At 32.8% G+C, this 23,696-nt stretch carries 17 protein-coding genes; 14 read left to right on the top strand and 3 right to left on the bottom strand.

Annotation, left to right across the window (positions count from 1 at the left end; all coding sequences use genetic code 11):
• The first annotated feature begins 75 nt into the window (after positions 1-75).
• The 7 genes from HNV10_RS11960 (at position 76) to HNV10_RS11930 (ending at position 9,312) form a co-directional block, all read left to right on the top strand.
• Positions 76-1,884, top strand: a complete 1,809-nt coding sequence (locus HNV10_RS11960) for an acyl-CoA dehydrogenase family protein (RefSeq protein ID WP_173301621.1) — start codon at positions 76-78, stop codon at positions 1,882-1,884.
• A gap of 110 nt (positions 1,885-1,994) precedes the next feature.
• Complete coding sequence (locus HNV10_RS11955) at positions 1,995-3,233, top strand: alpha/beta hydrolase-fold protein (RefSeq protein ID WP_173301620.1); 1,239 nt, start codon at positions 1,995-1,997, stop codon at positions 3,231-3,233.
• Between the two features lie 30 nt (positions 3,234-3,263).
• Positions 3,264-4,550, top strand: a complete 1,287-nt coding sequence (locus HNV10_RS11950; RefSeq protein WP_173301619.1) for a nuclear transport factor 2 family protein — start codon at positions 3,264-3,266, stop codon at positions 4,548-4,550.
• A 2-nt stretch (positions 4,551-4,552) separates the two neighbouring features.
• A complete protein-coding gene (locus HNV10_RS11945) occupies positions 4,553-5,698 on the top strand; it encodes a DUF6265 family protein (RefSeq protein WP_241695503.1) in 1,146 nt (381 codons plus the stop codon).
• A gap of 3 nt (positions 5,699-5,701) precedes the next feature.
• Positions 5,702-7,048, top strand: coding sequence for a M28 family peptidase (locus tag HNV10_RS11940; protein WP_173301618.1), 1,347 nt, complete (start codon positions 5,702-5,704; stop codon positions 7,046-7,048).
• 50 nt (positions 7,049-7,098) lie between these two features.
• Positions 7,099-8,736 carry a M1 family metallopeptidase gene (locus HNV10_RS11935; protein ID WP_173301617.1) on the top strand — a complete coding sequence of 546 codons (1,638 nt, stop codon included), beginning with the start codon at positions 7,099-7,101 and terminating at the stop codon, positions 8,734-8,736.
• The gene (locus HNV10_RS11930) at positions 8,737-9,312 is read left to right on the top strand and encodes a YdeI/OmpD-associated family protein (RefSeq protein ID WP_173301616.1); all 576 of its coding nucleotides are present in this window, start codon (positions 8,737-8,739) and stop codon (positions 9,310-9,312) included.
• 3 nt (positions 9,313-9,315) lie between these two features.
• Here HNV10_RS11930 and HNV10_RS11925 read toward each other — a convergent pair whose 3' ends face one another.
• Together HNV10_RS11925 and HNV10_RS11920 are read right to left on the bottom strand one after the other, a co-directional pair.
• Entirely contained in the window at positions 9,316-10,779 is a 1,464-nt protein-coding gene (locus HNV10_RS11925; RefSeq protein ID WP_173301615.1) for a MoxR family ATPase, read from the bottom strand.
• Between the two features lie 86 nt (positions 10,780-10,865).
• Positions 10,866-11,996 (bottom strand): vWA domain-containing protein, encoded by a 1,131-nt coding sequence (locus HNV10_RS11920; RefSeq protein WP_173301614.1) that lies wholly within the window; start codon positions 11,994-11,996, stop codon positions 10,866-10,868.
• 122 nt (positions 11,997-12,118) lie between these two features.
• Between HNV10_RS11920 and HNV10_RS11915 the strand changes: the two genes are divergently transcribed.
• Positions 12,119-15,340, top strand: a complete 3,222-nt coding sequence (locus tag HNV10_RS11915) for a VPS10 domain-containing protein (RefSeq protein WP_173301613.1) — start codon at positions 12,119-12,121, stop codon at positions 15,338-15,340.
• Positions 15,341-15,427: 87 nt separating this feature from the next.
• Here the strand turns inward: HNV10_RS11915 and HNV10_RS11910 are convergent, their stop codons facing one another.
• Positions 15,428-16,105, bottom strand: coding sequence for a Crp/Fnr family transcriptional regulator (locus tag HNV10_RS11910; protein WP_173301612.1), 678 nt, complete (start codon positions 16,103-16,105; stop codon positions 15,428-15,430).
• Positions 16,106-16,210: 105 nt separating this feature from the next.
• Between HNV10_RS11910 and HNV10_RS11905 the strand changes: the two genes are divergently transcribed.
• The 6 genes from HNV10_RS11905 to ccoG all read left to right on the top strand — a co-directional run bounded on the left by HNV10_RS11905 (position 16,211) and on the right by ccoG (position 23,672).
• The gene (locus HNV10_RS11905) at positions 16,211-18,586 is read left to right on the top strand and encodes a heavy metal translocating P-type ATPase (RefSeq protein ID WP_173301611.1); all 2,376 of its coding nucleotides are present in this window, start codon (positions 16,211-16,213) and stop codon (positions 18,584-18,586) included.
• An 80-nt stretch (positions 18,587-18,666) separates the two neighbouring features.
• Positions 18,667-18,852: a cbb3-type cytochrome oxidase assembly protein CcoS gene (ccoS, locus tag HNV10_RS11900; RefSeq protein WP_173301610.1), complete on the top strand. Its 186-nt coding sequence runs from the start codon at positions 18,667-18,669 to the stop codon at positions 18,850-18,852.
• Positions 18,853-18,862: 10 nt separating this feature from the next.
• Complete coding sequence (ccoN, locus tag HNV10_RS11895) at positions 18,863-21,064, top strand: cytochrome-c oxidase, cbb3-type subunit I (RefSeq protein ID WP_173301609.1); 2,202 nt, start codon at positions 18,863-18,865, stop codon at positions 21,062-21,064.
• 6 nt (positions 21,065-21,070) lie between these two features.
• A complete protein-coding gene (locus HNV10_RS11890; RefSeq protein ID WP_173301608.1) occupies positions 21,071-21,256 on the top strand; it encodes a CcoQ/FixQ family Cbb3-type cytochrome c oxidase assembly chaperone in 186 nt (61 codons plus the stop codon).
• Positions 21,253-22,221: a cbb3-type cytochrome c oxidase N-terminal domain-containing protein gene (locus HNV10_RS11885; protein ID WP_173301607.1), complete on the top strand. Its 969-nt coding sequence runs from the start codon at positions 21,253-21,255 to the stop codon at positions 22,219-22,221. The genes HNV10_RS11890 and HNV10_RS11885 overlap by 4 nt, the downstream gene beginning before the upstream one ends.
• 26 nt (positions 22,222-22,247) lie before the next feature.
• Entirely contained in the window at positions 22,248-23,672 is a 1,425-nt protein-coding gene (gene ccoG / locus HNV10_RS11880; protein ID WP_173301606.1) for a cytochrome c oxidase accessory protein CcoG, read from the top strand.
• The last annotated feature ends 24 nt before the right edge of the window (positions 23,673-23,696 follow it).

Here is a 23,696-nt window from a genome sequence, read left to right as displayed (position 1 = left end):
AAATTAAAATAAAGTATAACTAAAACTCACCCTGTAACAGTTCTTCCCTTTTGGGGAAGTTAGAAGGGGCTTATTATGGCAACAGAAGAAAAAGAATTATTAAGAGGAGGACAATTCCTTGTAAAAGAAACAAATTGTGACGACATTTTTACTCCTGAAGATTTTTCAGAAGAACAAACAATGATGAAAGAATCCGTAATGGAATTCAACGAACGTGAAATCATTGCACACAAAGCGAGATTTGAAGCTAAAGATTATGCATTAACTGAAGAAGTGATGCGTAAAGCTGGTGAAATGGGCTTTTTAGGTGTTGCTGTTCCTGAAGCGTATGAAGGGTTAGGTATGGGATTTGTATCTACATGTTTAACCTGTGATTATATTTCTTCTGGAACTGGTTCTTTTAGTACTGCTTTTGGTGCACATACAGGTATTGGTACTATGCCAATTACACTTTATGGTACAGAAGAACAAAAGCAAAAATACGTTCCTAAATTAGCTACAGGAGAGTGGTTTGGAGCATACTGTTTAACAGAGCCTGGAGCTGGATCTGATGCTAATTCTGGTAAAACAACTGCAGAGCTTTCTGCAGATGGAAAATCATACAAAATTAACGGACAAAAAATGTGGATCTCAAATGCAGGTTTCTGTAGCTTGATGATAGTTTTTGCTCGTATCGAAGACGATAAAAATATTACTGGATTCATTGTTGAATATGATGGAGATAATCCAAACGGAATCACTTTAGGTGAAGAAGAACACAAATTAGGTATTCGTGCATCATCTACACGTCAAGTATTTTTTAATGATACTGTTGTTCCTGTTGAAAATATGTTAGCTGGTCGTGGTGAAGGGTTTAAAATTGCCATGAATGCACTAAACGTAGGACGTATTAAATTAGCTGCGGCTTGTTTAGATTCACAACGTCGTATTTTAACAACTGCTGTAAATTACGCAACTGAGCGTAAACAATTTAAAACTCCTATTGCAGATTTTGGTGCTATTAAAACAAAATTAGCAGAAATGGCAGCAAGTGCTTATGCTGGTGAATCTGCAACATATAGAGCTGCTAAAAACATTGAAGATAGAATTGCTTTAAGAGTTGCCGCTGGAAACACACATCAAGAAGCAGAACTTAAAGGCGTTGAGGAATATGCAATAGAATGTTCTATACTAAAAGTGGCTGTATCTGAAGATGTACAAAACTGTGCAGATGAAGGTATCCAGATTTTTGGTGGAATGGGATTCTCTGAAGAAACACCTATGGAAGCTGCTTGGAGAGATGCTCGTATTGCTCGTATTTATGAAGGTACTAACGAAATTAACAGAATGCTTACCGTTGGTATGCTTGTTAAAAAAGCTATGAAAGGTCACGTAGATTTATTAGGTCCTGCACAAAAAGTTCAAGAAGAATTAATGGGAATTCCTTCTTTTGATACTCCAGATTATTCGGAATTATTTTCTGAAGAAAAAGAAATGATTAAGAAGTTGAAAAAAGCGTTCTTAATGGTTGCTGGTGGAGCCGTTCAAAAATTTGGTCCTCAATTAGAAGAGCACCAACAATTACTTATTGCAGCTGCAGATATCTTAATTGAAATCTATATGGCAGAATCTGCAATTTTAAGAACAGAGAAAAATGCAAAACGATTTGGAGTTGAAGCACAATCTGCACAAATTGCTATGGCTAAATTATATTTATATCACGCAGTAGATATCGTTGAAGAAAAAGGAAAAGAAAGTATTATTTCTTTTGCTGAAGGTGACGAACAACGTATGATGTTAATGGGTCTTAAACGTTTTACAAAATATGCAAACTATCCAGATATCGTAGATTTACGTATCGAGATTGCAGAAAAAGTAAAAGCAGAAAACAAATACTGTTTCTAAATATTTCAATAATTAGACTAACTCAAATATCTCTAATTATTAAGCCAATTCATTTAGTTGAATTGGCTTTTTTATTTTTAGTATCTTCGAAAATAATAAGATAACACATAATGAAATACCAACACTATTTAAGGATTCTGTTTGTTTTTATGATTTCTAGCGTTTCACATGCGCAGCAAATTTCTATTGGTGAACGTTATTGTTTTCAATCTGAAATTTTAAAGGAACAACGCGCTTATCAAGTGTATTTACCTCCTAGTTATGATGAAAATAATAAAGCAAAATTCCCTGTAATCTATTTATTAGATGGTGACTATAATTTTCATTACGACAGTGGTTTAATAGAATTCTTATCAAATTCTGCATTTACCATTCCTGAAGCTATTTTAATAGGCATTTCTGACAATGGAGGAACAAAACAACTTCAAAATTCCGACCCAAAGCAAAATGCAGATACGTTTATAAAATTCATTCAAACGGAATTAAAACCACTAATCAATAAATCTTACAGAACTTCTGATTTAGATATCTTAATAGGACATTCAAAATTTGGAATATTAACTACACATTACTGGATGACAAATCCTAATGATTTTGATGTCTTTTTAGCTATAGACCCTTCATATTGGTTTAATGACTATGAAATTGTAAAACGGTTAGAAGATGAATTTAAAAATGAATTTACAACTAATTCTCAACTTTATATCGCGCAAGCCAACACAGAGGGTATGGGTATAGATGAGTTAGTTGCTGTTTTAGAAAAAGAAAGTTCTGAGCAAACCAATTGGCACCTAAATGCCTATCCTGAAGACAACCATGGTTCTTTACATTTAACAGCAATAACAGATGTTTTAAATGATGTATTTAAGGGTTGGTATTTAGATAGTGAAACGTTTTACTCATTTAAAAACGGTAGCGACGTCATTGCTTACTACAAACAATTAAATGATAAATACAATTCCGAATTTTTGTTGCCTTGGTATAGTTTAGGAAATATTACCAATTACTATATTCGAAAAAATAAGCAAGATGATTTAGTACAAATGGAATCTGGTATAAAATCACACTTTCCTGTTAGCTTAGAACAATTTCGTATCCAATTAGCAAACAATTATTTAAGCTTTAAAAACTTAAAAGAAGCAGAAAAACTTTATAAACACTGCTTAATTGCAAATTCTGATTCGTATAAAGCATTAGAAGGTCTTAGTAAAATAGCCTCAATGAAAGAGGATAAAAAAACAGCAATTGCTTATCTTGAACAATCAATAGCAATAGCAAAAGATAAAAAAGTAAGACAGTACTACCTCAACGAATTGAATGCCAATTTAAAACAACTGAAACAAAAATAACATAGCCTTTAAGGTATTAAATTTCTTTCTATGAAGACTATTTTTAAAATATCATTAATCCTTTTTTCAATTGTATCTTATGCACAAACGAATACAGAAGTATTTTTGTTTGATCTAGAATCGCATAATTCTAAAATTGAAATAAAAAATGGTAAAAACATTTCAAATAATCAAGGCTACGATAATCAACCTTCTTTTTTGGATAACAGATATATTGTTTTTTCATCTATAAGAAATGGACAAACAGATATTGCTAAATATGACACACGTTACAATGCTAAAATTTGGATAAACCATACCGAAGGTGGAGAATATTCACCTTTAAAAATCCCTAATAAACATGAAGTTTCTGCAGTAAGATTGGATCCAGATGGTAAACAACGCTTATATACATATAGTCTAAGCAATGGCCAATCTTCAGAACTTATTAAAGATAAAGTGATTGCATATTACACTTGGTTTAATAATGAGACCATTGTTTCTGCAGTAATCGAAGATGAAAAATTAAACCTATACGTGTCTAATATTCTAAATGGCACCAACCAAAAACTCGCCAGTAATGTTGGTCGTTCTTTTCACAAAATCCCTAATTCTAATTTGGTAAGTTTTATTTCTAAAGAGAATGAAATTCAATGGCAAATAAAATCATTAAATCCTACAACAGGAGCCATTAAAGTGATTGCTAATACAATAACAAATGTTGAAGATATATGTTGGTTAGATAATAAAACAATTCTATCAGGAAAAGATAATATACTATACAAACTCACTTTAAATAAAGATAATAATTGGAAGCAAATTGCCGATTTATCTTCTAACGGAATCACAAAAATTACACGTTTATCGACCAATGCTTTGAGTACACAATTACTAATCGCAGGAGATATTGAAGCCAACAGTGCATCGCAAGAACCTATTGATAATAGTTCAGAAGATGAAACTGAAATTACAGAAACAGAAACTACTTCACCAAATACTTCAACAGAAACTTCTGATATTGAAGCTATTATTCAAAGAAATTTAGATGCTTACAATGCCAGAAACATTGATGCATTTATGAAAGATTATGCAGATGATGTTAAACTATATGTTTATCCAAATACGCTTCAAACGGAAGGCAAAGAAGCTATGAGAAAAAGCTATAATGATTGGTTTAACCGTGTGCCAGATTTAAGAGCTTTTATAAAAAAACGAATTGTTATTGGCAATAAAGTTATTGACGAAGAACAAGTGACTGCCAACGGAAAAATCTTTAATGCCGTAGCCATTTATGAAGTTGAAGACGGATTAATTACCAAAGTTACTTTTATACAATAGTTATGATAAAATATATAATACTCTTTTTTTTAGCAATTTCAATAGTAAATGCACAAACGGAAAAAACCTTAGAACCAAAACTAGAAAACATTGCATGGATTTCTGGCACTTGGCATGGTGAAGCTTTTGGAGGAATAACAGAAGAAATTTGGAGTGAGCCATCTGGTGGTTCTATGATGGCAACCTTTAAATTAATTAACGACGGAAAAATAACGTTTTATGAGATTGAAGTAATAAGAGAAATTAAAAACTCATTAATTCTTCAACTCAAACATTTTGGACCAGATCTTAAAGGTTGGGAAACAAAAGATGAAACAGTTGATTTTCCTCTTTTAAAAATCACAGAAAACAAAGTGGTTTTTGAAGGTATGATGTTTGAAAAAATTTCGGACAACGAAATGAATATCTATGTAGACATCAATGAAAAAGGTAAAACAGAAACCGTTAAATTCAATTATAAAAAGAAAATAGACAAACCTGTAAATCAATTCAATACTATAAAAAAAGCAACCATAAAACCAGTAATAGATGGAAAAGCAGATGAAGAAATCTGGAAAAATAATACATGGTTACCCTTAGATCAAAGATGGCTAGGTAATCCTTATACAGAAGAAGATTTTTCTGGTCGTTACAAATTAACTTGGACAGAAGACGCGCTTTATCTTTTAGCAGAAATAGAAGATGACAAATTAATAGATAACAATAAAAACCCATTAATTGCTTGGTGGGACGATGATTGCCTTGAGGTTTTTATAGATGAAGATAATAGTGGTGGCGAACATCAATTTAACCATAATGCATTCGCTTATCATATTGCTTTAGATGGAAATGTTGTTGATATGTCTACAAAAAAGACAGGGAAACTATATAATTCTCATATAGAGTCTAAACGAATCACAACAGGAAACAAGACCATTTGGGAAGTAAGAATCTCTCTATTCAATGACACGTATAAAGATGATGCTGAAAATTCTCCTATAAAACTGCAAGCTGGCAAATTAATGGGCTTTGCCCTAGCCTACTGCGATAATGACAATAGCAAGGAACGCGAAAATTTTATTGGCTCTGTATTTGTTGACGGAGAAGATAAAAATAGAGGTTGGATTGATGCCAATATTTTCGGAACTTTAAAACTTATAAATAACTAAGCTATGAAACATCTAATTCCGCTATTTCTACTTCTATTATCATTAAATGCATTTGCGCAAACAGATCAAAAAATCTATGACATCGTTGATGCAATTTCTGAAGAAAATTTGCGTAATGATGTTAAAAGACTTGCAGATTTTGGCACAAGACATACCTTAAGTGATACTATTTCAGCCACAAGAGGCATTGGTGCTGCTCGTCGTTGGATAAAATCCGAATTCGATAATATATCTAAAGATTGTAACAACTGCCTCAACGTATTTTATCAAAATAACTTCGTTAAAAAAGGAACAAACCAACGCATAGTTAAAGATGTCAATGTGGTTAATGTAGTTGCCATTCAAAAAGGTACAAAATATCCTAATCGTTTTATTATAATGAGTGGTGATATTGATTCTAGAGTTAGTGACCCAAACGATTTTACATCAGATGCTCCAGGTGCTAATGACAATGCAACTGGTATGGCAGGAGCCATTGAAGCTGCTAGAGTTTTGTCTCAATATAAATTTGAAAACAGTATTATCTATGTCGGACTTTCAGGTGAAGAACAAGGTTTATTTGGTGGACAAGGGTTAGCGAAATATGCTAAAGAACAGAATTGGGATATTATAGGTGTTTTAAACAATGATATGATAGGAAACATCTCTGGTGTAGATGGTGTGATTGACAACCGTGCATTCCGAATTTTTTCAGAACCAATAACAACAGATGAAACTGACCCAGAAAAACTCGCAAATCAAAATAGAACACGTCGTTTTTATGGTGGTGAAGTCGATGGGACTTCTCGTCAATTAGCGCGTTATGTTTACAAAACTACTAAAACTTATATGCCAGAAATGAATCCGATGTTAGTTTACAGATTAGATCGTTTTGGTCGAGGTGGACACCATAGACCTTTTAATGACATGGGTTTTGCAGGATTAAGAATCATGGAAGCACATGAAAACTACACGCAACAACATCAAGATATACGTACAGAAAACGGCATCAATTATGGTGATACTTTTGAGCATGTAAATTTTCCTTATTGTAAAAAACTAACCGCTGTAAATGCAATTACAATGGCAAGCCTAGCTTCTGCTCCTCCTGCGCCAACCGAAGTTGGCATTGGAGGCATTGTTGAAGCATCTGCAAAGTTAAAATGGAACAAAGTTGAAGGTGCAAAAGGTTATAAAATCTACTGGAGAGACACAACATCACCAACTTGGGACCATAGTCACTATGTGGAAGGTATAACCGAATTTACACTAAAAGGCATTGTAATTGATAATTCATTCTTTGGAGTCGCTACTTTAGGAGAAAATGGGCACGAGAGTGTTGTTGTTTTCCCTAATAAAATTATGAGATAAATATCCATTTCTAGCCTTTACTAAAGGAAGGAACTATAACGTAAATCATCATGAAAAACTTTTTAGTATTGCTTTCTGCAATATTTCTAGTATCTAGTTGTCAAGGCCAAGGCTTACTAACAGATAAAAACAACTTTACAAAACAAGATACTTTAAGAGGAAGCATAACACCAGAACGTGAATGGTGGGATTTAACCTATTACCATCTTGATATTGAAGTAAAACCTGAAGACAAATTCATTTCAGGAAAAAACACAATTCAGTATAAAGTTTTGAAGCCTTTTCAGGTGATGCAAATAGATTTACAAGACCCTTTAAAAATCACTAAAGTACTTCAAGACGGAAAAGAATTAGAAGTAAAACATAACGGTAATGCACATTTTATAACCTTAAACAAAAATCAAGACACTGGAGCAATTCACACTATAGATGTCTATTACCAAGGTCATCCAAAGGAAGCGAAACGTGCACCTTGGGATGGTGGATTTTCATGGAAAAAAGATAAAAACGATAAACATTTTATTGCTACATCTTGTCAAGGTTTAGGCTCAAGCGTTTGGTGGCCTAACAAAGACCATATGTATGATGAAGTAGATAGTATGCTCATTAGTGTTACTAATCCAAAAGGGCTAACAAATGTATCAAACGGTCGCTTACGCAAATTAGTAGAAAACGATAATAACACAGTAACCTCACATTGGTTTGTAAACAACCCAATTAACAATTATGGTGTTAATGTAAATATTGGAGATTACACCAATTTCTCTGAAGTTTATGAAGGCGAAAAAGGGAATTTAGATATGGATTATTGGGTGCTTTCTTATAATCTAGAAAAAGCTAAAACCCATTTTAAAGATGCGCCTAAAATGATGAAAGCTTTTGAGCATTGGTTTGGTCCATATCCGTTTTATGAAGACAGTTTTAAATTGGTTGAAGTGCCTTATTTAGGTATGGAACACCAAAGTTCCGTTACCTATGGCAACAAATATAAACAAGGTTATTTGGGTCGAGATTTATCTGGAACTGGACTAGGTTTAAAGTTCGATTTTATTATTATCCATGAAGCAGGACATGAGTGGTTTGCCAACAATATTACCAATAAAGATATTGCAGATATGTGGATACATGAAGGCTTTACCTCCTATTCTGAAAACCTATTTTTAGATTACTATTATGGTAAAGAAGCTTCTGCAGATTATGTCATTGGTACACGTAGTAACATTCAAAATGACAAACCTTTAATTGGACACTATAATGTAAACAATGAAGGTTCTAGCGATATGTATTATAAAGGTGCTAATATGCTGCACACTCTAAGACAATTGATTGAAGATGATGAAAAATGGCGACAAATATTAAGAGGACTAAATTCAGAATTCTATCATCAAACCGTGACTACATCGCAGATTGAAAACTATTTAAGTAAAAAAACAGGTATTGATTTAACTGCATTTTTTAATCAGTATTTAAGAACCATTAAAATTCCGACTTTAGAATATTCTATTAAAAATAATAAGTTGAAATATCGATGGACAAACATTGTGGATGGCTTTGATATGCCAATTCAAATTGAGATTGATGGAAAATCAGAATGGTTGTTTCCTAAAGCAAAATTTCAGACAAAAAAAATCAATGCTGAATCTATAAAAATTGACAGAGACTTCTTTGTTAACTCGAAAAAATTATAAATGTCAGATTTACTAGAGTTATATTTTAAAACCGATGTTGAATGGAGAGAATGGTTGCTTAACTATCACGATTCTGTAAATGGTGTTCATCTTATTTTTTATAAAGTAGCGCATAAAAACAAATCTATGCGTTGGGAAGAGGCTGTAAAAGTTGCCCTTTGCTTTGGTTGGATAGACTCTACCGTAAAGAGCCTTGGTGACGGAAAACGAATACAATATTTCTGTCCGAGAAAACCAAAAAGCGTTTGGAGTGCCGTTAATAAAAGACATATTAAAGAATTACACAATGATAACTTAATACATCATAGTGGACATCAATCTATTAAAATAGCCAAAGAAAATGGAAGTTGGACTTCATTAGATGCTGTTGAAAAAGGAATAATCCCAGAGAATCTTCAAATTGCATTTAATGAAAATAAAAATGCTTATAACAACTACCTCAACTTTGCTCCTAGTTACAGAAAAAGTTATTTGTATTGGTTAAACCAAGCTAAACGAAAAGCAACACAACAAAAAAGAATCGCAGAGATTATTAAACTCTGCGATGCTAATATTAAAAGTCGTAGTAATTGGTAAATTCTACAAGCCACTAATATAACTTCCGTATGGATCTTTAAACTGCATACCTTCAGAATAACGATACTTGCTCAGTTTTTTAAATTGGGTTAAACCCCAAAGAATAAATTCTTTTTCAAAATAGACATCCTTTGGGTCAATTTCTGGCTGATAATCAGCAATTAAAGCATCTAAAGGTGTTACTTCATCTAATTTGGCTTTATAAGTTGCATCGTCATATTCATCTAAAAGTTCAAAACCATCACCATTAAAGAACCATGAGATTAAATCGTCATAAGGTGTTTCTTCATCTTGCTTTTGTAATTTTTCAACCTTAGGAAAATACTTCGGGAATAATGTTTTCACCGCTTCTTCCATTAATGAATTAGCCACAAAATCTGCACCTTCTTGTTCACCTTCGTAAACCAATTCTACTTTTCCGGTTATCGCAGGAATCACACCAATAAAATCAGATAATCGTACAGAAGTTGTTTCATCTCCAGAAATTAAAGCACGTCTTTCTGCTGTACTTAGTAGATTTTCGAAAGCTGTAATACTCATACGTGCACTTACTCCACTTTTTACATCAACGTACTCGCTTTCTCTAGCTTCAAAACTAATTTGTTCTAATAAATCTTTTGCTAATTCTGGTACATAAACAGATTCTGATTGTCTAGAATCTAACTTTGCTTCTTGAGCTGTAATTGTTCTTGCCGTTTCTACAGAATCTGGATAATGCGTTAAAATCTGAGAACCTATTCTATCCTTTAATGGTGTTACAATACTTCCTCTATTAGTATAATCTTCAGGATTTGCTGTAAATACAAACTGCATATCTAATGGCAATCGTAATTTGAATCCTCTAATCTGTATATCGCCTTCTTGTAAAATATTAAACAAAGCTACCTGTATTCTAGCTTGTAAATCTGGCAATTCATTAATAACAAAAATGCAACGGTTCGCTCTTGGTATCATTCCGTAATGAATCACGCGATCGTCTGCATAACTCAGTTTTAAATTCGCAGCTTTTATTGGGTCTACATCTCCAATAATATCTGCTACAGTAACATCCGGAGTTGCTAATTTCTCAGCAAATCGCTCGCTTCTATGCAACCAAGTAATTGGTGTATTATCTCCTTTTTCTTTGATTAATTCAATAGCGTATCTAGAAATTGGTGCTAACGGATCATCATTAATTTCAGAACCTTTTACTACAGGAATATATTCGTCCAAAAGATTTACCATCATTCTAGCCAAACGTGTTTTCGCTTGACCTCTAAGTCCTAATAAATTAATATTATGTCTAGATAAAATAGCACGTTCTAACTCAGGAATAACTGTATTCTCATAACCATGAATACCTTCAAAAGTTGTTTTCTTATTTTTTATGTTTTCGATTAAATTATCTCTCAATTCATCTTTTATAGATTTTGATTGATATTCTGATTGTTTTAATTCGCCTAATGTATTTATTGTTTCTATTTTCATATTCAATTATTAGAAAAGAGATAATAGATAACAGAAAATAGACTCAGCCATTTCTCTTTTCTATGCTCTTTATTCTTTTTCTTTTTTTATCCTTTAATCCTCTTTTTTCTGTTATTCTCGTAATCTTCAAAAATCATTTCACCCAAACCTTTTAAGCCAGTGTAAAATGCTTTCCCTCTATTGGCTTGCGTAAATTCTCTAATAAATTGCATTAAATAAGGGTCTTCTGCAATCATAAATGTCGTAATTGGAATATGTAATCGTCTCGCCTGCTGTGCCATTGCATAACATTTGTTAGTTATATATGGATCTAAACCATTACTGTTTTTATAATATTGACCATCTGGCAAACGCAAACAACTTGGTTTACCGTCAGTAATCATAAAAATCTGTTTATTAGTGTTACGTTTTCTGCGCAACATATCCATGGCTAATTGCAAACCTGCAACCGTATTAGTGTGGTAAGGTCCTACTTTTAGGTATGGTAATTCCTTAATTTTAATTGGCCACGCATCATTACCAAATACCAAGATTTCTAATGTATCTTTTGGGTATCGCGTGGTAATTAATTCTGCTAAAGCCATAGCAACTTTTTTTGCAGGTGTAATTCTGTCTTCTCCATAAAGAATCATACTGTGACTAATATCAATCATCAAAACAGTACTCATCTGACTTTTATGAAGAGTTTCTTCTACCACCAAATCATCTTCAGTGAGACTAAAATCGCCTATACCATTATTTATTTGAGCGTTTCTAATACTTTCGGTCATAGAAACTTTGTCTAGATTATCTCCAAATTGATACGTTCTAAAATCACCTGTATGCTCATCACCAAGACCAACACCTTTACTCTTATGATTGCCTGAACCACTGCGTTTAATTTTACCAAAAATTTGGTCTAAAGCCTGTTGCCTTATAGCTCGTTCGGTTTTTGCAGTAATAATCATTCCACCTTCACCTGCTCCATTAGGATCAATTTCTTCACGTATATAACCTTTGTTTTTTAGATCTTCTATAAAATCATCAATGGTATACTCTGGTGTGGTGAGTTTATACTCTTTGTCTAATTGACGTAACCAATCTATGGCTTCGTCAAAATCTCCCGAGGTATGTGTGATTAATTCTTTAAAAATCTCAAAGAGTTTTTCAAAAGGCGACTGATTTGGTGCTTCGTAGGTTTTAAATACAAAGCCTCTTTTATTTATTTTTTTATTCATAGCTATGTAAAAATAATGAATTTTCAAACCAATAAACAGACTTAGAGATAACTTAACAAGTCCTTAAGATTTCTATAATTATTTTACTTAATTTTAAGCATTACTTAATTAACCACTATAAAATGAAGCAATTTCTCTCTCTTGTTATGCTCTGTTGCATAACTATTATTTCTGCACAAGACTTTTCAATGGACTTAGTAAAAAACATGTCACCAAGAAATATTGGTCCTGGAGGCATGTCTGGCCGAGTTACAGCCATTGATGTGGTTACTAATAATCCCGATGTTATGTATGTTGGTACAGCTTCTGGTGGTTTATGGAAATCTAATTCTGGAGGCATTACTTGGGAGCCTGTTTTTGATAAAGAAGTTACCGCTTCCATTGGTGCTGTTGAGATTCAGCAATCTAACCCAAGTGTTATTTGGGTTGGTACAGGCGAAGGCAATCCACGGAACTCTTTAAATGGTGGCTATGGAATTTATAAATCTTTAGATGGTGGAAAAAACTGGATAGCAATGGGTCTTGAGAAAACAAGACATATTCATAGAATTATTGTAGACCCAACAAATCCTGATGTGGTTTACGTTGGCGCCATTGGTTCACCTTGGGGAGAACATCCAGAACGTGGTGTTTTTAAAACTACAGATGGAGGCGAAACTTGGAATAAAATATTATTTGCTAACAACAAAACAGGTGCTGCAGATTTAATAATGGATCCTACAAACCCAAATAAATTAATTGCAACACTTTGGGAACATAAGCGCGAACCTTGGTTTTTTAATTCTGGAGGCGAAGGTTCTGGTATGCATATTACACATGATGGTGGAAAAACATGGAAGAAAATTACAGAAGAAGACGGTTTTCCAAAAGGAAATTTAGGACGCATTGGTGTTGCTATTGCGCCAAATAAACCAGATGTTATTTATGCTTTGGTTGAAGCCAAAAAAAATGCACTTTACAAAAGTGAAGATGGTGGTTTTAAATGGAAAAAAATAAATGATAAAAGCGACATTGGAAACAGACCTTTCTATTATTCTGAAATTTACGTAGATCCTGAAAATGAAAACAGAGTGTACTCTATTTTTACCTACGTCAACGTTTCTGAAGATGGTGGCAAAAATTTTAAACAATTAATGCCTGCTTATGGTGTTGTTAACGGTGTGCATCCGGATCATCACTCTTGGTGGATTCATCCTGAAAATGGTAAATTTATGATTGATGGCAATGATGGTGGGATGAATATTACTAAAGATGGCGGAAAAACATGGCGATTTATTGGTAATCTTCCTGTGGCACAGTTTTACCATATTAATGTAGATAATGAATTTCCTTATAATGTATATGGAGGAATGCAAGATAATGGTTCTTGGCGAGGACCAGCTTACGTTTGGCGTGCACAAGGCATAAGAAATAGCTATTGGCAAGAAATAAGTTTTGGAGATGGTTTTGATGTTATACCAGATAAAGACAACTCTCGTTATGGTTGGTCTATGAGCCAGCAAGGTTACGTAAGTAGATATGATTGGCAAACAGGAAATAACTATGGCGTAAGACCAACACATCCTAATGCAAATGTAAAACTTAGATTCAATTGGAACTCAGCAATAAACATAGATCCTTTTAATAATAGTACCATTTACTTTGGAAGTCAGTTTGTACATAAATCGACAGATAAAGGTGAAACTTGGACCGTTATTTCACCAGATTTATCAACCAATAATCCTTCAAAATTAAAACAGTCTGAAAGTGGTGGATTAACTATGGATGCCACTGGAGCAGAAAACCATTGTACAATTTTAGTAATTGAACCATCACCAGTTGAAAAAGATATGCTTTGGGCTGGTACTGATGATGGACGCGTGCATTATACGACTAATGGAGGCGAATCTTGGACAGAAGTAACCAAAAACATTAAAGGTTTACCAACAGGAAGCTGGATTGCACAAATAAAAGCATCTAACAAAAATAAAGGAGAAGCCCTTTTAATAGCCAATGATTATAGACGTTTTAATTACACACCTTATGCTTACAGAACTAAAAATTACGGCAAATCTTGGGAGCGCATTGTAGATGAAAACGATGTAAAAAGTTACACCTTAGCTATTGTTGAAGATCTAGTAGAACCTAATTTGATGTTTTTAGGTACGGATGATGGTTTATATATTTCAATAAATGCAGGCGATCAATGGACTAAATGGACAGAAGGTTTCCCTACAACTTCTGTAAAAGATTTAGTGATTCACCCAAGAGAGCACGATTTAGTAATTGGTACTTTTGGAAGAGCCGCTTGGGTTTTAGATGATATTAGACCTTTAAGAGCAATGGCTAAAGATAAATCAATATTAACTTCAACTATTAAATTGTTTGATCCGCCAACCGCTTATTTAGCTGCTTACCAACAACCAACTGGTAGCAGATTTGGAGCAGATGCTATGTACCAAGGAGAAAATAGAAAAGGAGGTGCAAGATTCTCTTATTTGTTTAAAAAGCATGCATCGTTAGATTCTGATTCAAAGGAAGATGAAGGTAATGAAGAAGATGAAGAGACTGTTGAAATTGATTCTAAAAAAGACAAAAACAAAGTAAAATGGGATTCTCTAACATTAAAACTATATGATGGCGACCGTTTAATTAGAACTTTAAAAACAAAAGCACCAAAGGAAAACGGTATACAGAAATGGACATGGAACATGGACGAAGCTGGTGCAGACAGACCTTCTCGTAAGATTAGAAAACGCACAAGAGAATCTGGAGGTGTTACAGTAAAACCAGGCACTTATAGAGCAGTTCTACATTATGGCGACCAAACATCAGAAACTAAAATAACTATAGCATCTGATCCAAGATTAGAAGTTTCTCAACAAAATATTAATGAAATTTATGCTGCTTCAAAACAATTAGAACAATTGCAACAAACCACAGCAGATGCCGTAAAACAATTAGTAGAAAATAAAACTATAGCAGAAAATTATAAAAAAGAGTTGACCAAATTAGATAAAGAAAAATATAAAGAAGAAATTAAAACTTCAAAATCTGTGGTTAAATCTATTAATCAATTATTAGATAAGTATCTAGGGAAAGTTGATAAAAGACAAGGTATTACCAGAAGTCCTCAGGTTACACCATTACAGCGTTTAAGAACTGCAAGTAGGTATGTAAATGGTAGCCAAAACGGATTAACTTCAACTGAAACTACATTAATTAAACAAACTAAAGATGCTTTAGAAAAGCTATTTGCTGAAACAAATGATTTCTTTGAAAAGGATTGGAAAGCGTATAAAGCAACAATGGAAGTTTTAAAAACAACACCTTTCAATGAAATAAAATCTTTTAAAATAAATTAAAAAAAAGACCTTAATACTTAAAAAACTGAGGTTCATTCTGTTTGTATAGAATGAACCTCAGTTTTTTTTATGCTATCTAAAGCTCCTTTAGTCAACGCGCCTTAAACCTTCTAAATCTTCAATTTTCACATGTTTTCCGGTTGTAGAAATCAAACCACTTTTTTTAAACTGAGATAAAATTCTTATCGCAGATTCTGTAGCTGTACCAACTAAGTTTGCATAGTCTTCTCTAGATAAAACAACTTTAAGAAAACCGTCCTTATCTTTATCAAATGTTTCATTCAAATATATTAAGACATCAGCTAGGCGTTGTTTAACAGATTTTTGCGCCATATCTACAATAACATTATCTGCAATTTTCAATTCTTTTGCCATTTCCTGAAGCATATCTAAAGAAAACCTAGCGTTATTAGTTAAATCATTCATTATTTCATTCTTAGGAATAAAACAAACTTCCATGTCATTTAACGCAATGGCAGTAAGATTAGACTTCTCATCAGAGACTAAAGAGCGTTGCCCAATAAGATCACCTCTAACAATCAATTTTACAATTTGGTCTTTACCATTAGAACTTAATTTAGACAATTTACAAACACCATCTTTAATACAATAGACGCCATTAACACTCTCACCTTCCCTAAAGATAATTTCTCCTTTACTAACGTATCGAGAAGTTTTACATCCCGAAATTCGTATTAAATCATCTTTTCCTAAAGCTCTTAGAGAATTAAATTGTCTAATAATACATTGATCGCACTTACTCATAGCAAATTCATTGAAGTCAAAGTTAATCAAAACATGACAATTATCATAAAATATAGTGTTATATTGTATCATATTTGTAATAGGTATAATTGAGCAAAATTTAAAATGGAAAACAATAGTTGTTTTCACTGTGGTGATGACTGTGGTAATCATCCAATTACGTTTCAGGATAAATCATTCTGTTGTAACGGTTGTAAAACCGTTTTTGAAATTTTTAACGAAAACGACCTTACTTGTTATTATGATTTAGAAAATTCACCTGGATCAATTCCAAAAGAAATTGAAGGAAAATACGATTTCCTATCTCAAGAAAATATTATAGAAAAATTAACGGAATTTAGAAGCGACTCTATAGAAATCGCAACTTTATATATTCCTCATATTCATTGTAGCTCTTGTATTTGGATTCTTGAAAACCTTAACAAACTCAATCCTCATATTTCAGATTCTCAGGTCAACTTTGGCAAAAAAACGGTAAGAGTTACTTACAATTTAGAAACAACCAACTTAAAATCCGTGGTTTTACTGTTAAGTTCTATTGGTTATGAACCTTATATTAGTTTAGATGATTTTAAATCGGGAAAACAACAAATCAACAGAACCTTAATTTACAAACTTGGAGTTGCAGCTTTTGGATTTGGCAACATTATGTTTTTGTCTTTTCCTGAGTATTTTGAAGTGAACGAGTATTGGTTAGAACAATACAAGCCATTGTTTAGATGGTTAATGTTTGCGCTTTCACTTCCTATAGTGTTTTATTCGTCTCAAGATTATTTTATTTCAGCTTTTAAAGGATTAAAAGCCAAAATTTTAAATATAGATGTGCCAATTGCTTTAGGTATTTCTGTTTTGTTTATTAGAAGTACTATTGAAATTATATTCGATTTTGGTTCAGGATTTTTTGATAGTCTCGCTGGTTTAGTTTTCTTTCTTTTAGTTGGAAAATTCTTTCAGAAAAAAACATACGATTTTCTATCCTTTGAGCGCGATTATAAATCTTACTTTCCTATTGCGATAACAAAAATAAATAAGGAAGGTTATGAAGAAACCATACAGGTTTATGATATTGAAAAAGGTGATCGTATTTTAATTAGAAATGAAGAGTTAATTCCTGTTGATGGTATTTTAATTAATGGTAAAGCCCAAATTGATTATAGTTTTGTAACAGGTGAATCACAAAAGGTCTCTAAGCAATCTGGCGATAAATTATTTGCAGGAGGCAAACAAACCAATGGTGTTATTGAATTGGAAGCTCTAAAATCTGTTGAGCAAAGTTACCTTACGCAATTATGGAGCAATGATGTCTTTAGTAAAAATAAAGAAGATGGCTTTACTTCTATAACCAACACTATTAGTAAACATTTTACAATTACTATTTTATCGGTTGCTATTGTCGCCACTATATTTTGGCTTTTTGTAGACTCTAATAAAGCTATGAATGTATTTACAGCAGTATTAATTATTGCATGCCCTTGTGCTATAGCTCTATCTGCACCTTTTACATTTGGTAACTTATTGCGCATTTTTGGCAAACTAAAGTTTTATGTAAAAAACGCAAGTGTTTTAGAACAATTGGCGCAAATAAATACCATTATTTTTGATAAGACAGGGACAATTACCTCTAATAAACAAAGCAATGCTGAATATGAAGGTGATGTTCTATCGGATTCTGAAAATTTAGTATTAAAAAACTCACTTAGAGGCTCTAACCACCCATTAAGTAGAACTTTATATAACGTTTTACAAGAAAATAACATTATTACACTTGATGCTTTTGAAGAGCACATAGGTAAGGGAATTGAAGCAAAACACAACACTATAAACATGAAAATTGGTTCTGCCAATTTTGTAGGAAACACAAAAGAAACGTCTGTTTTAAATACTACCGTACATATAAGTAGTAATAATATTTACAAAGGAAAATACACCTTTTATAATAGTTACAGAAAGGGCGTCTCAAAATTATTTAATCAGTTAAAACAACAATTTGATTTAGTTATATTATCTGGAGATAATGAAGGTGAACGCGAAAATTTAAAAAAATTGCTTCCAGCAAAAACAAAATTGATTTTTAACCAAAAACCAGAAGATAAATTAGAATTTATAAAATATCATCAATCTGAAGGAGCAAAAGTATTAATGATTGGTGATGGATTAAATGATGCTGGAGCATTAGCTCAAAGCGATGTTGGGATTGCCATCTCTGAAGATGTTAATGTCTTCTCACCAGCTTGTGACGGTATTTTAGATGCTTCAAAATTTAATCAGTTATATCAATTTATCCAGGCATCAAGATCTGCTATAAAAATTATAAAATGGAGCTTTGTATTGTCTTTTATTTATAACATTATTGGTTTATATTTTGCTGTCACTGGTCAACTAGAACCAGTGGTTGCTGCAATTTTAATGCCGTTAAGCTCTATAAGCATTGTTATATTTACAACGATAGCTACAAATATTCTTGGTAGAAAATTAGAATGATTAAAAATAACAAAACATGATAATTGTCATGTTTTAACAATAAGCCCTTAATTATTTTTGGGCAATAACTTCAATTAGGTATGAGCGTTATATATATTTTATTAGCCGTTAGCGTATTCGTTGGCGTGACTTTCTTTGTTATTTTTATAATGGCAGTAAGGTCAGGTCAATACGATGATGATTATACACCATCTGTGCGCATGCTTTTTGAAGATGAACTAGTAAAAGAAAAAAACAGTATATCTAAACAAACTAAAACCGACTAATTTTTTTTATATGGAAATGCAACAATTCTATTACGATAATAAAATCGTTAAAAAATTCCTTTACGCAACCATTCTCTGGGGTGTTGTTGGGATGCTCGTAGGCCTAATATTGGCCTTTATGTTTTTATTCCCAAACATGACAGATGGTGTCTCTTGGTTAAGTTTTGGTCGATTAAGACCTTTACATACCAATGCTGTAATTTTTGCTTTTGTTGGTAATGCGATTTTTGCCGGAGTTTATTATTCTACTCAACGATTATTGAAAGCTAGAATGTTTAGTGACCTATTAAGTAACATTAACTTTTGGGGTTGGCAACTTATTATTGTTGGTGCTGCAATTACATTACCTTTAGGATATTCTTCATCTAAAGAATATGCAGAATTAGAGTGGCCATTTGACTTAGCGATTGCTGTTATATGGGTCGCTTTTGGTATTAATTTAATTGGTACAATGATAAAGCGACGTCAACGTCACTTATATGTTGCCATTTGGTTTTACATAGCTACTTTTGTTACAGTAGCAGTACTTCATATTTTTAATAATTTAGAATTACCTGTTAGTAGCTTTAAGAGTTACTCTGTATACGCAGGTGTTCAAGATGCCTTGGTACAATGGTGGTATGGACACAATGCGGTTGCATTTTTCTTAACAACACCGTTCTTAGGATTAATGTATTATTTTGTACCTAAGGCTGCAAATAGACCTGTTTATTCTTATAGACTTTCCATTGTTCACTTCTGGTCGTTAATATTTATATATATCTGGGCAGGACCACACCATTTATTATATACAGCTTTACCTACATGGGCACAAAGTTTAGGTACTACGTTTTCAATTATGTTATTAATGCCTTCATGGGGAGGAATGATAAACGGATTACTGACATTACGTGGTGCTTGGGATAAAGTACGTACAGATCCTGTTTTAAAATTCATGGTTGTAGCAATAACTGGTTATGGTATGGCTACTTTTGAAGGACCAATGCTATCTCTTAAAAACGTAAATGCTATTGCGCACTTTACAGATTGGATTATTGCACATGTGCATGTTGGAGCTTTAGCATGGAATGGGTTCTTAACTTTTGGTATGATATATTGGTTAGTGCCAAGATTATTTAAAACAAAACTTCATTCAATTGGATTAGCAAATCTTCATTTCTGGATAGGAACTCTAGGTATAATGCTATATACTTTACCATTATATGTTGCTGGATTTGCTCAGGCTAGTATGTGGAAACAGTTTAATCCAGATGGTACTTTAGTTTATGGTAACTTCTTAGAAACTGTAACTGAGATTATGCCAATGTATTGGATGCGTGCTATAGGTGGTACATTATATCTTTCTGGTATGCTTATTTTAGTTTTTAATGTTGTATTAACAATTTCAAAAGCGAACCATAAAGTAACTGATGAACTTGCCGAAGCACCAGCTTTAAAACGTGTTTCTAAAAGTCGTGTTTCTGGAGAAGGATGGCACACTTGGTTAGAACGTAAGCCTGTATTATTAACAATATATGCTACTATCGCTATTTCAATTGGAGGTATTGTACAAATTATACCAACACTTGTTGTAAAGTCTAACATCCCAACCATAAGTAGTGTTAAACCATACACACCTTTAGAATTAGAAGGAAGAGACCTTTATATTAGAGAAGGATGCGTTGGTTGTCACTCTCAAATGGTACGTCCATTTAGATCTGAGGTAGAACGTTATGGAGAGTATTCTAAAGCAGGTGAATATGTTTATGATCATCCATTCCTTTGGGGAAGTAAACGAACTGGGCCAGATTTACATAGAGTTGGTGGCAAGTATTCAGACAACTGGCACTTTAATCACATGTACGATCCTCAAACAACCTCTAGTGGTTCTATAATGCCTTCTTATAAATGGCTTATTGTTGGTGAAGGTGCCAAACTAGATAAATCTTTAACAGAAAAGAAAATGGAAGCTATGGTGTCCTTAGGAGTTCCATATACAGAAGAAGAAATTGCAAATGCACAAGCTTCAATGTTAGAGCAAGGTAAAAAAATAGAAGAAAATCTATATAGTGATCCTGATTTTGTAGCCTCTTACGAAGCAGATAAAGCAGCTTCAGGAGATAATTTTGTTGAAATGCGCAATAGAGAAATCGTTGCAATGATTGCTTATTTGCAACGATTAGGAACTGATATAAAAGTAAAAGATATTGTAAACGAAACGGCTCAAAACTAAATCATTATGTTAAAATTTGTAAAAAACTATATGGATAGTATGGATGGCATTGAGATTTATCCAATTATTTCGCTTCTTATATTCTTTATATTCTTTGTAGCATTATTTTTCTGGGTCGTTACTGCCAAGAAAGATTATATAAACACTGTAAGTAACTTACCATTAGACAACCAAAACGATACCGAATTATGAGAAATTTAATCCCATCATATGTAAGAGTTCCTGTAATCTTTTTTGCTATTGCTGGACTTGTTGAATACTTTGTAGACTCAGGAGATAAACCTGCATTTATTGAGCAACCAATTATTTTACTATTCTTATTATTAGTATTACTAGTTCTTATTGCTATAGAAGGTATTGTTAGTTCAATGGATAACATTCTATATCAAAGTTTAGATGAAGAAGGTAAGAAACGTTATTTAGCCTCTAAGTCTAAAGCTCCAGAATTTAAAAAAGTTAAGGCGCTCTACTCTAAATTAGTTGGTAAACAAAAAGCTATTGAAGAAGAAAGCGAAATTATATTAGACCATAATTACGATGGTATTAAAGAGTTAGACAATAATTTACCGCCTTGGTGGATTTACAGTTTCTATATCTCAATAGTTTTTGCAGTAATATATGGTATACGCTATCATGTATTAAATGGTAACGATCAATTTGAAGAATATGAAATTGAATATGCTGAAGCAAATGCTGCTATTGAAGAATACAAAAAAACAGCAAAAGGTTTAGTAGACTTTAATACGGTAGAACTTTTAACTGAAACATCAGATCTAAATTCGGGTAAAAAGATTTTTGAAGCTAACTGTGTAGCCTGTCACAAAGCTGATGGTGGAGGAGGTATTGGTCCTAACCTAACAGACCAACATTGGATTTTAGGAGGCGGTATAAAAAATGTATTTAAAACAATTTCTGAAGGAGGACGAGATGGTAAAGGAATGGTTTCTTGGAAATCTGAACTAAAACCGTTAGAAATGGCTCAGGTAGCAAGTTATGTTTTAAATTTTCAAGGTACTATACCTGCAGAGCCAAAAGCACCCGAAGGAGACATCTGGGTAGATGATTCTGTTAAAGCAGAAGACAGCTCTGAAACGCCTGCTACTGAAACGGAAGAAGTAACAGAAACAACTGAAATAAATACAGTGGCTTCTAATTAATAGAAACAACGTAAAGCCGTCCTAAAATGGAAACGCCAGAAAATGAAGTTTTTAGAGATTCTATAAACACTATCGATGAAGATGGTAAACGTAAATGGGTATTTCCTAAAAAACCATCTGGACCATTATATGAGAAGCGCAAACTATTAAGCTATTTTTTATTAGCATTTCTATTTGCTGCTCCATTTATAAAAATCAATGGTAATCAATTTCTATTATTTAATATTTTAGAAAGACGGTTCAATATTTTTGGTTTTCCTTTTTGGCCACAAGACTTCTATCTATTTGTCATTTCCATGCTAATTGGTGTTATCTTCATAACACTATTTACAGTAGGTTTTGGACGTGTTTTTTGTGGTTGGATGTGTCCGCAAACCATTTTCTTAGAAATGGTGTTTAGACGCATTGAATATTGGATTGACGGAGACCGAAATAAACAAATACGTCTGGCGCGCCAAAAATGGGATGCAGAAAAAATTAGAAAGCGATTATTAAAATGGTTTATCTACTTAGTAATTTCTTTCTTAATAGCTAATGTATTTTTAGCTTATTTAATTGGCAGCGACAAATTACTAAGATATATTACTGACGGGCCTTTTGAGCATACTGGTACATTTATTCCATTAGTAATTTTTACTGCAGTATTCTATTTTGTATTTGCTTGGTTTAGAGAGCAAGTTTGTATAATTGCTTGTCCATATGGTCGTTTACAAGGTGTATTATTAGACAACAAATCTATTGTTGTTGCCTATGATTACAAACGTGGTGAGGCTGAAAATGGCAGAAAGAAATTTAGAAAAAAAGAAGATCGCGAAGCATTAGGCTATGGAGATTGTATAGATTGTAACCAATGTGTACAAGTGTGCCCAACTGGTATTGATATAAGAAACGGAACACAATTAGAGTGTGTTAATTGTACTGCTTGTATTGATGAGTGCGACCATATTATGGAGAGTATTAATCTTCCTAAAGGGTTAATCCGTTTTGCAAGTGAAGATGAAATAGAGAAAAAAGAGCCCTTTAAACTAACGGCTCGAATGAAAGGTTATATCGCTGTACTTACTATTTTAATTGGAGTACTTGCTGGTATGTTATTGTTAAGAAGTGATGTTGAAGCGAGAATATTACGTTTACCTGGGCAACTTTTTGAACATAAAGCCAATGGAATTATAAGTAATGTTTACACCTTTAAATTAGTAAACAAAACATCGCAAGACATTAATGATTTGAGTTTTAAATTAAGGGGATGGGATGGCTCAATAAATGTAGTTTCTACATCAGATACCTTTGGAGTAGATGCCCAAGGCATAGCTGAAGGAACACTATTTATTGAATTAAAACAAAGTGATTTATCTGGAGATAAAAATGAAGTAACGATTGATCTTTACAGCAATGGTGAGTTAATTGAAACTACTTCTGTATCTTTCTTAGGCCCAAGAACTTTTAATTAAAAATATTTAATAGCTAGCATAAAA

The organism is Winogradskyella litoriviva (assembly GCF_013249065.1).
Taxonomy (GTDB): domain Bacteria; phylum Bacteroidota; class Bacteroidia; order Flavobacteriales; family Flavobacteriaceae; genus Winogradskyella; species Winogradskyella litoriviva.
This window is presented reverse-complemented; position numbering and strand designations above follow the sequence as displayed.

Bases quoted from the DNA above. Each gene is read 5' to 3' on its own strand.
- HNV10_RS11960 (WP_173301621.1), top strand. From the start codon at position 76: ATGGCAACAGAAGAAAAAGAATTATTAAGAGGAGGACAATTCCTTGTA.
- HNV10_RS11955 (WP_173301620.1), top strand. From the start codon at position 1,995: ATGAAATACCAACACTATTTAAGGATTCTGTTTGTTTTTATGATTTCT.
- HNV10_RS11950 (WP_173301619.1), top strand. From the start codon at position 3,264: ATGAAGACTATTTTTAAAATATCATTAATCCTTTTTTCAATTGTATCT.
- HNV10_RS11945 (WP_241695503.1), top strand. From the start codon at position 4,553: ATGATAAAATATATAATACTCTTTTTTTTAGCAATTTCAATAGTAAAT.
- HNV10_RS11940 (WP_173301618.1), top strand. From the start codon at position 5,702: ATGAAACATCTAATTCCGCTATTTCTACTTCTATTATCATTAAATGCA.
- HNV10_RS11935 (WP_173301617.1), top strand. From the start codon at position 7,099: ATGAAAAACTTTTTAGTATTGCTTTCTGCAATATTTCTAGTATCTAGT.
- HNV10_RS11930 (WP_173301616.1), top strand. From the start codon at position 8,737: ATGTCAGATTTACTAGAGTTATATTTTAAAACCGATGTTGAATGGAGA.
- HNV10_RS11925 (WP_173301615.1), bottom strand. From the start codon at position 10,779: ATGAAAATAGAAACAATAAATACATTAGGCGAATTAAAACAATCAGAA.
- HNV10_RS11920 (WP_173301614.1), bottom strand. From the start codon at position 11,996: ATGAATAAAAAAATAAATAAAAGAGGCTTTGTATTTAAAACCTACGAA.
- HNV10_RS11915 (WP_173301613.1), top strand. From the start codon at position 12,119: ATGAAGCAATTTCTCTCTCTTGTTATGCTCTGTTGCATAACTATTATT.
- HNV10_RS11910 (WP_173301612.1), bottom strand. From the start codon at position 16,105: ATGAGTAAGTGCGATCAATGTATTATTAGACAATTTAATTCTCTAAGA.
- HNV10_RS11905 (WP_173301611.1), top strand. From the start codon at position 16,211: ATGGAAAACAATAGTTGTTTTCACTGTGGTGATGACTGTGGTAATCAT.
- ccoS (WP_173301610.1), top strand. From the start codon at position 18,667: ATGAGCGTTATATATATTTTATTAGCCGTTAGCGTATTCGTTGGCGTG.
- ccoN (WP_173301609.1), top strand. From the start codon at position 18,863: ATGGAAATGCAACAATTCTATTACGATAATAAAATCGTTAAAAAATTC.
- HNV10_RS11890 (WP_173301608.1), top strand. From the start codon at position 21,071: ATGTTAAAATTTGTAAAAAACTATATGGATAGTATGGATGGCATTGAG.
- HNV10_RS11885 (WP_173301607.1), top strand. From the start codon at position 21,253: ATGAGAAATTTAATCCCATCATATGTAAGAGTTCCTGTAATCTTTTTT.
- ccoG (WP_173301606.1), top strand. From the start codon at position 22,248: ATGGAAACGCCAGAAAATGAAGTTTTTAGAGATTCTATAAACACTATC.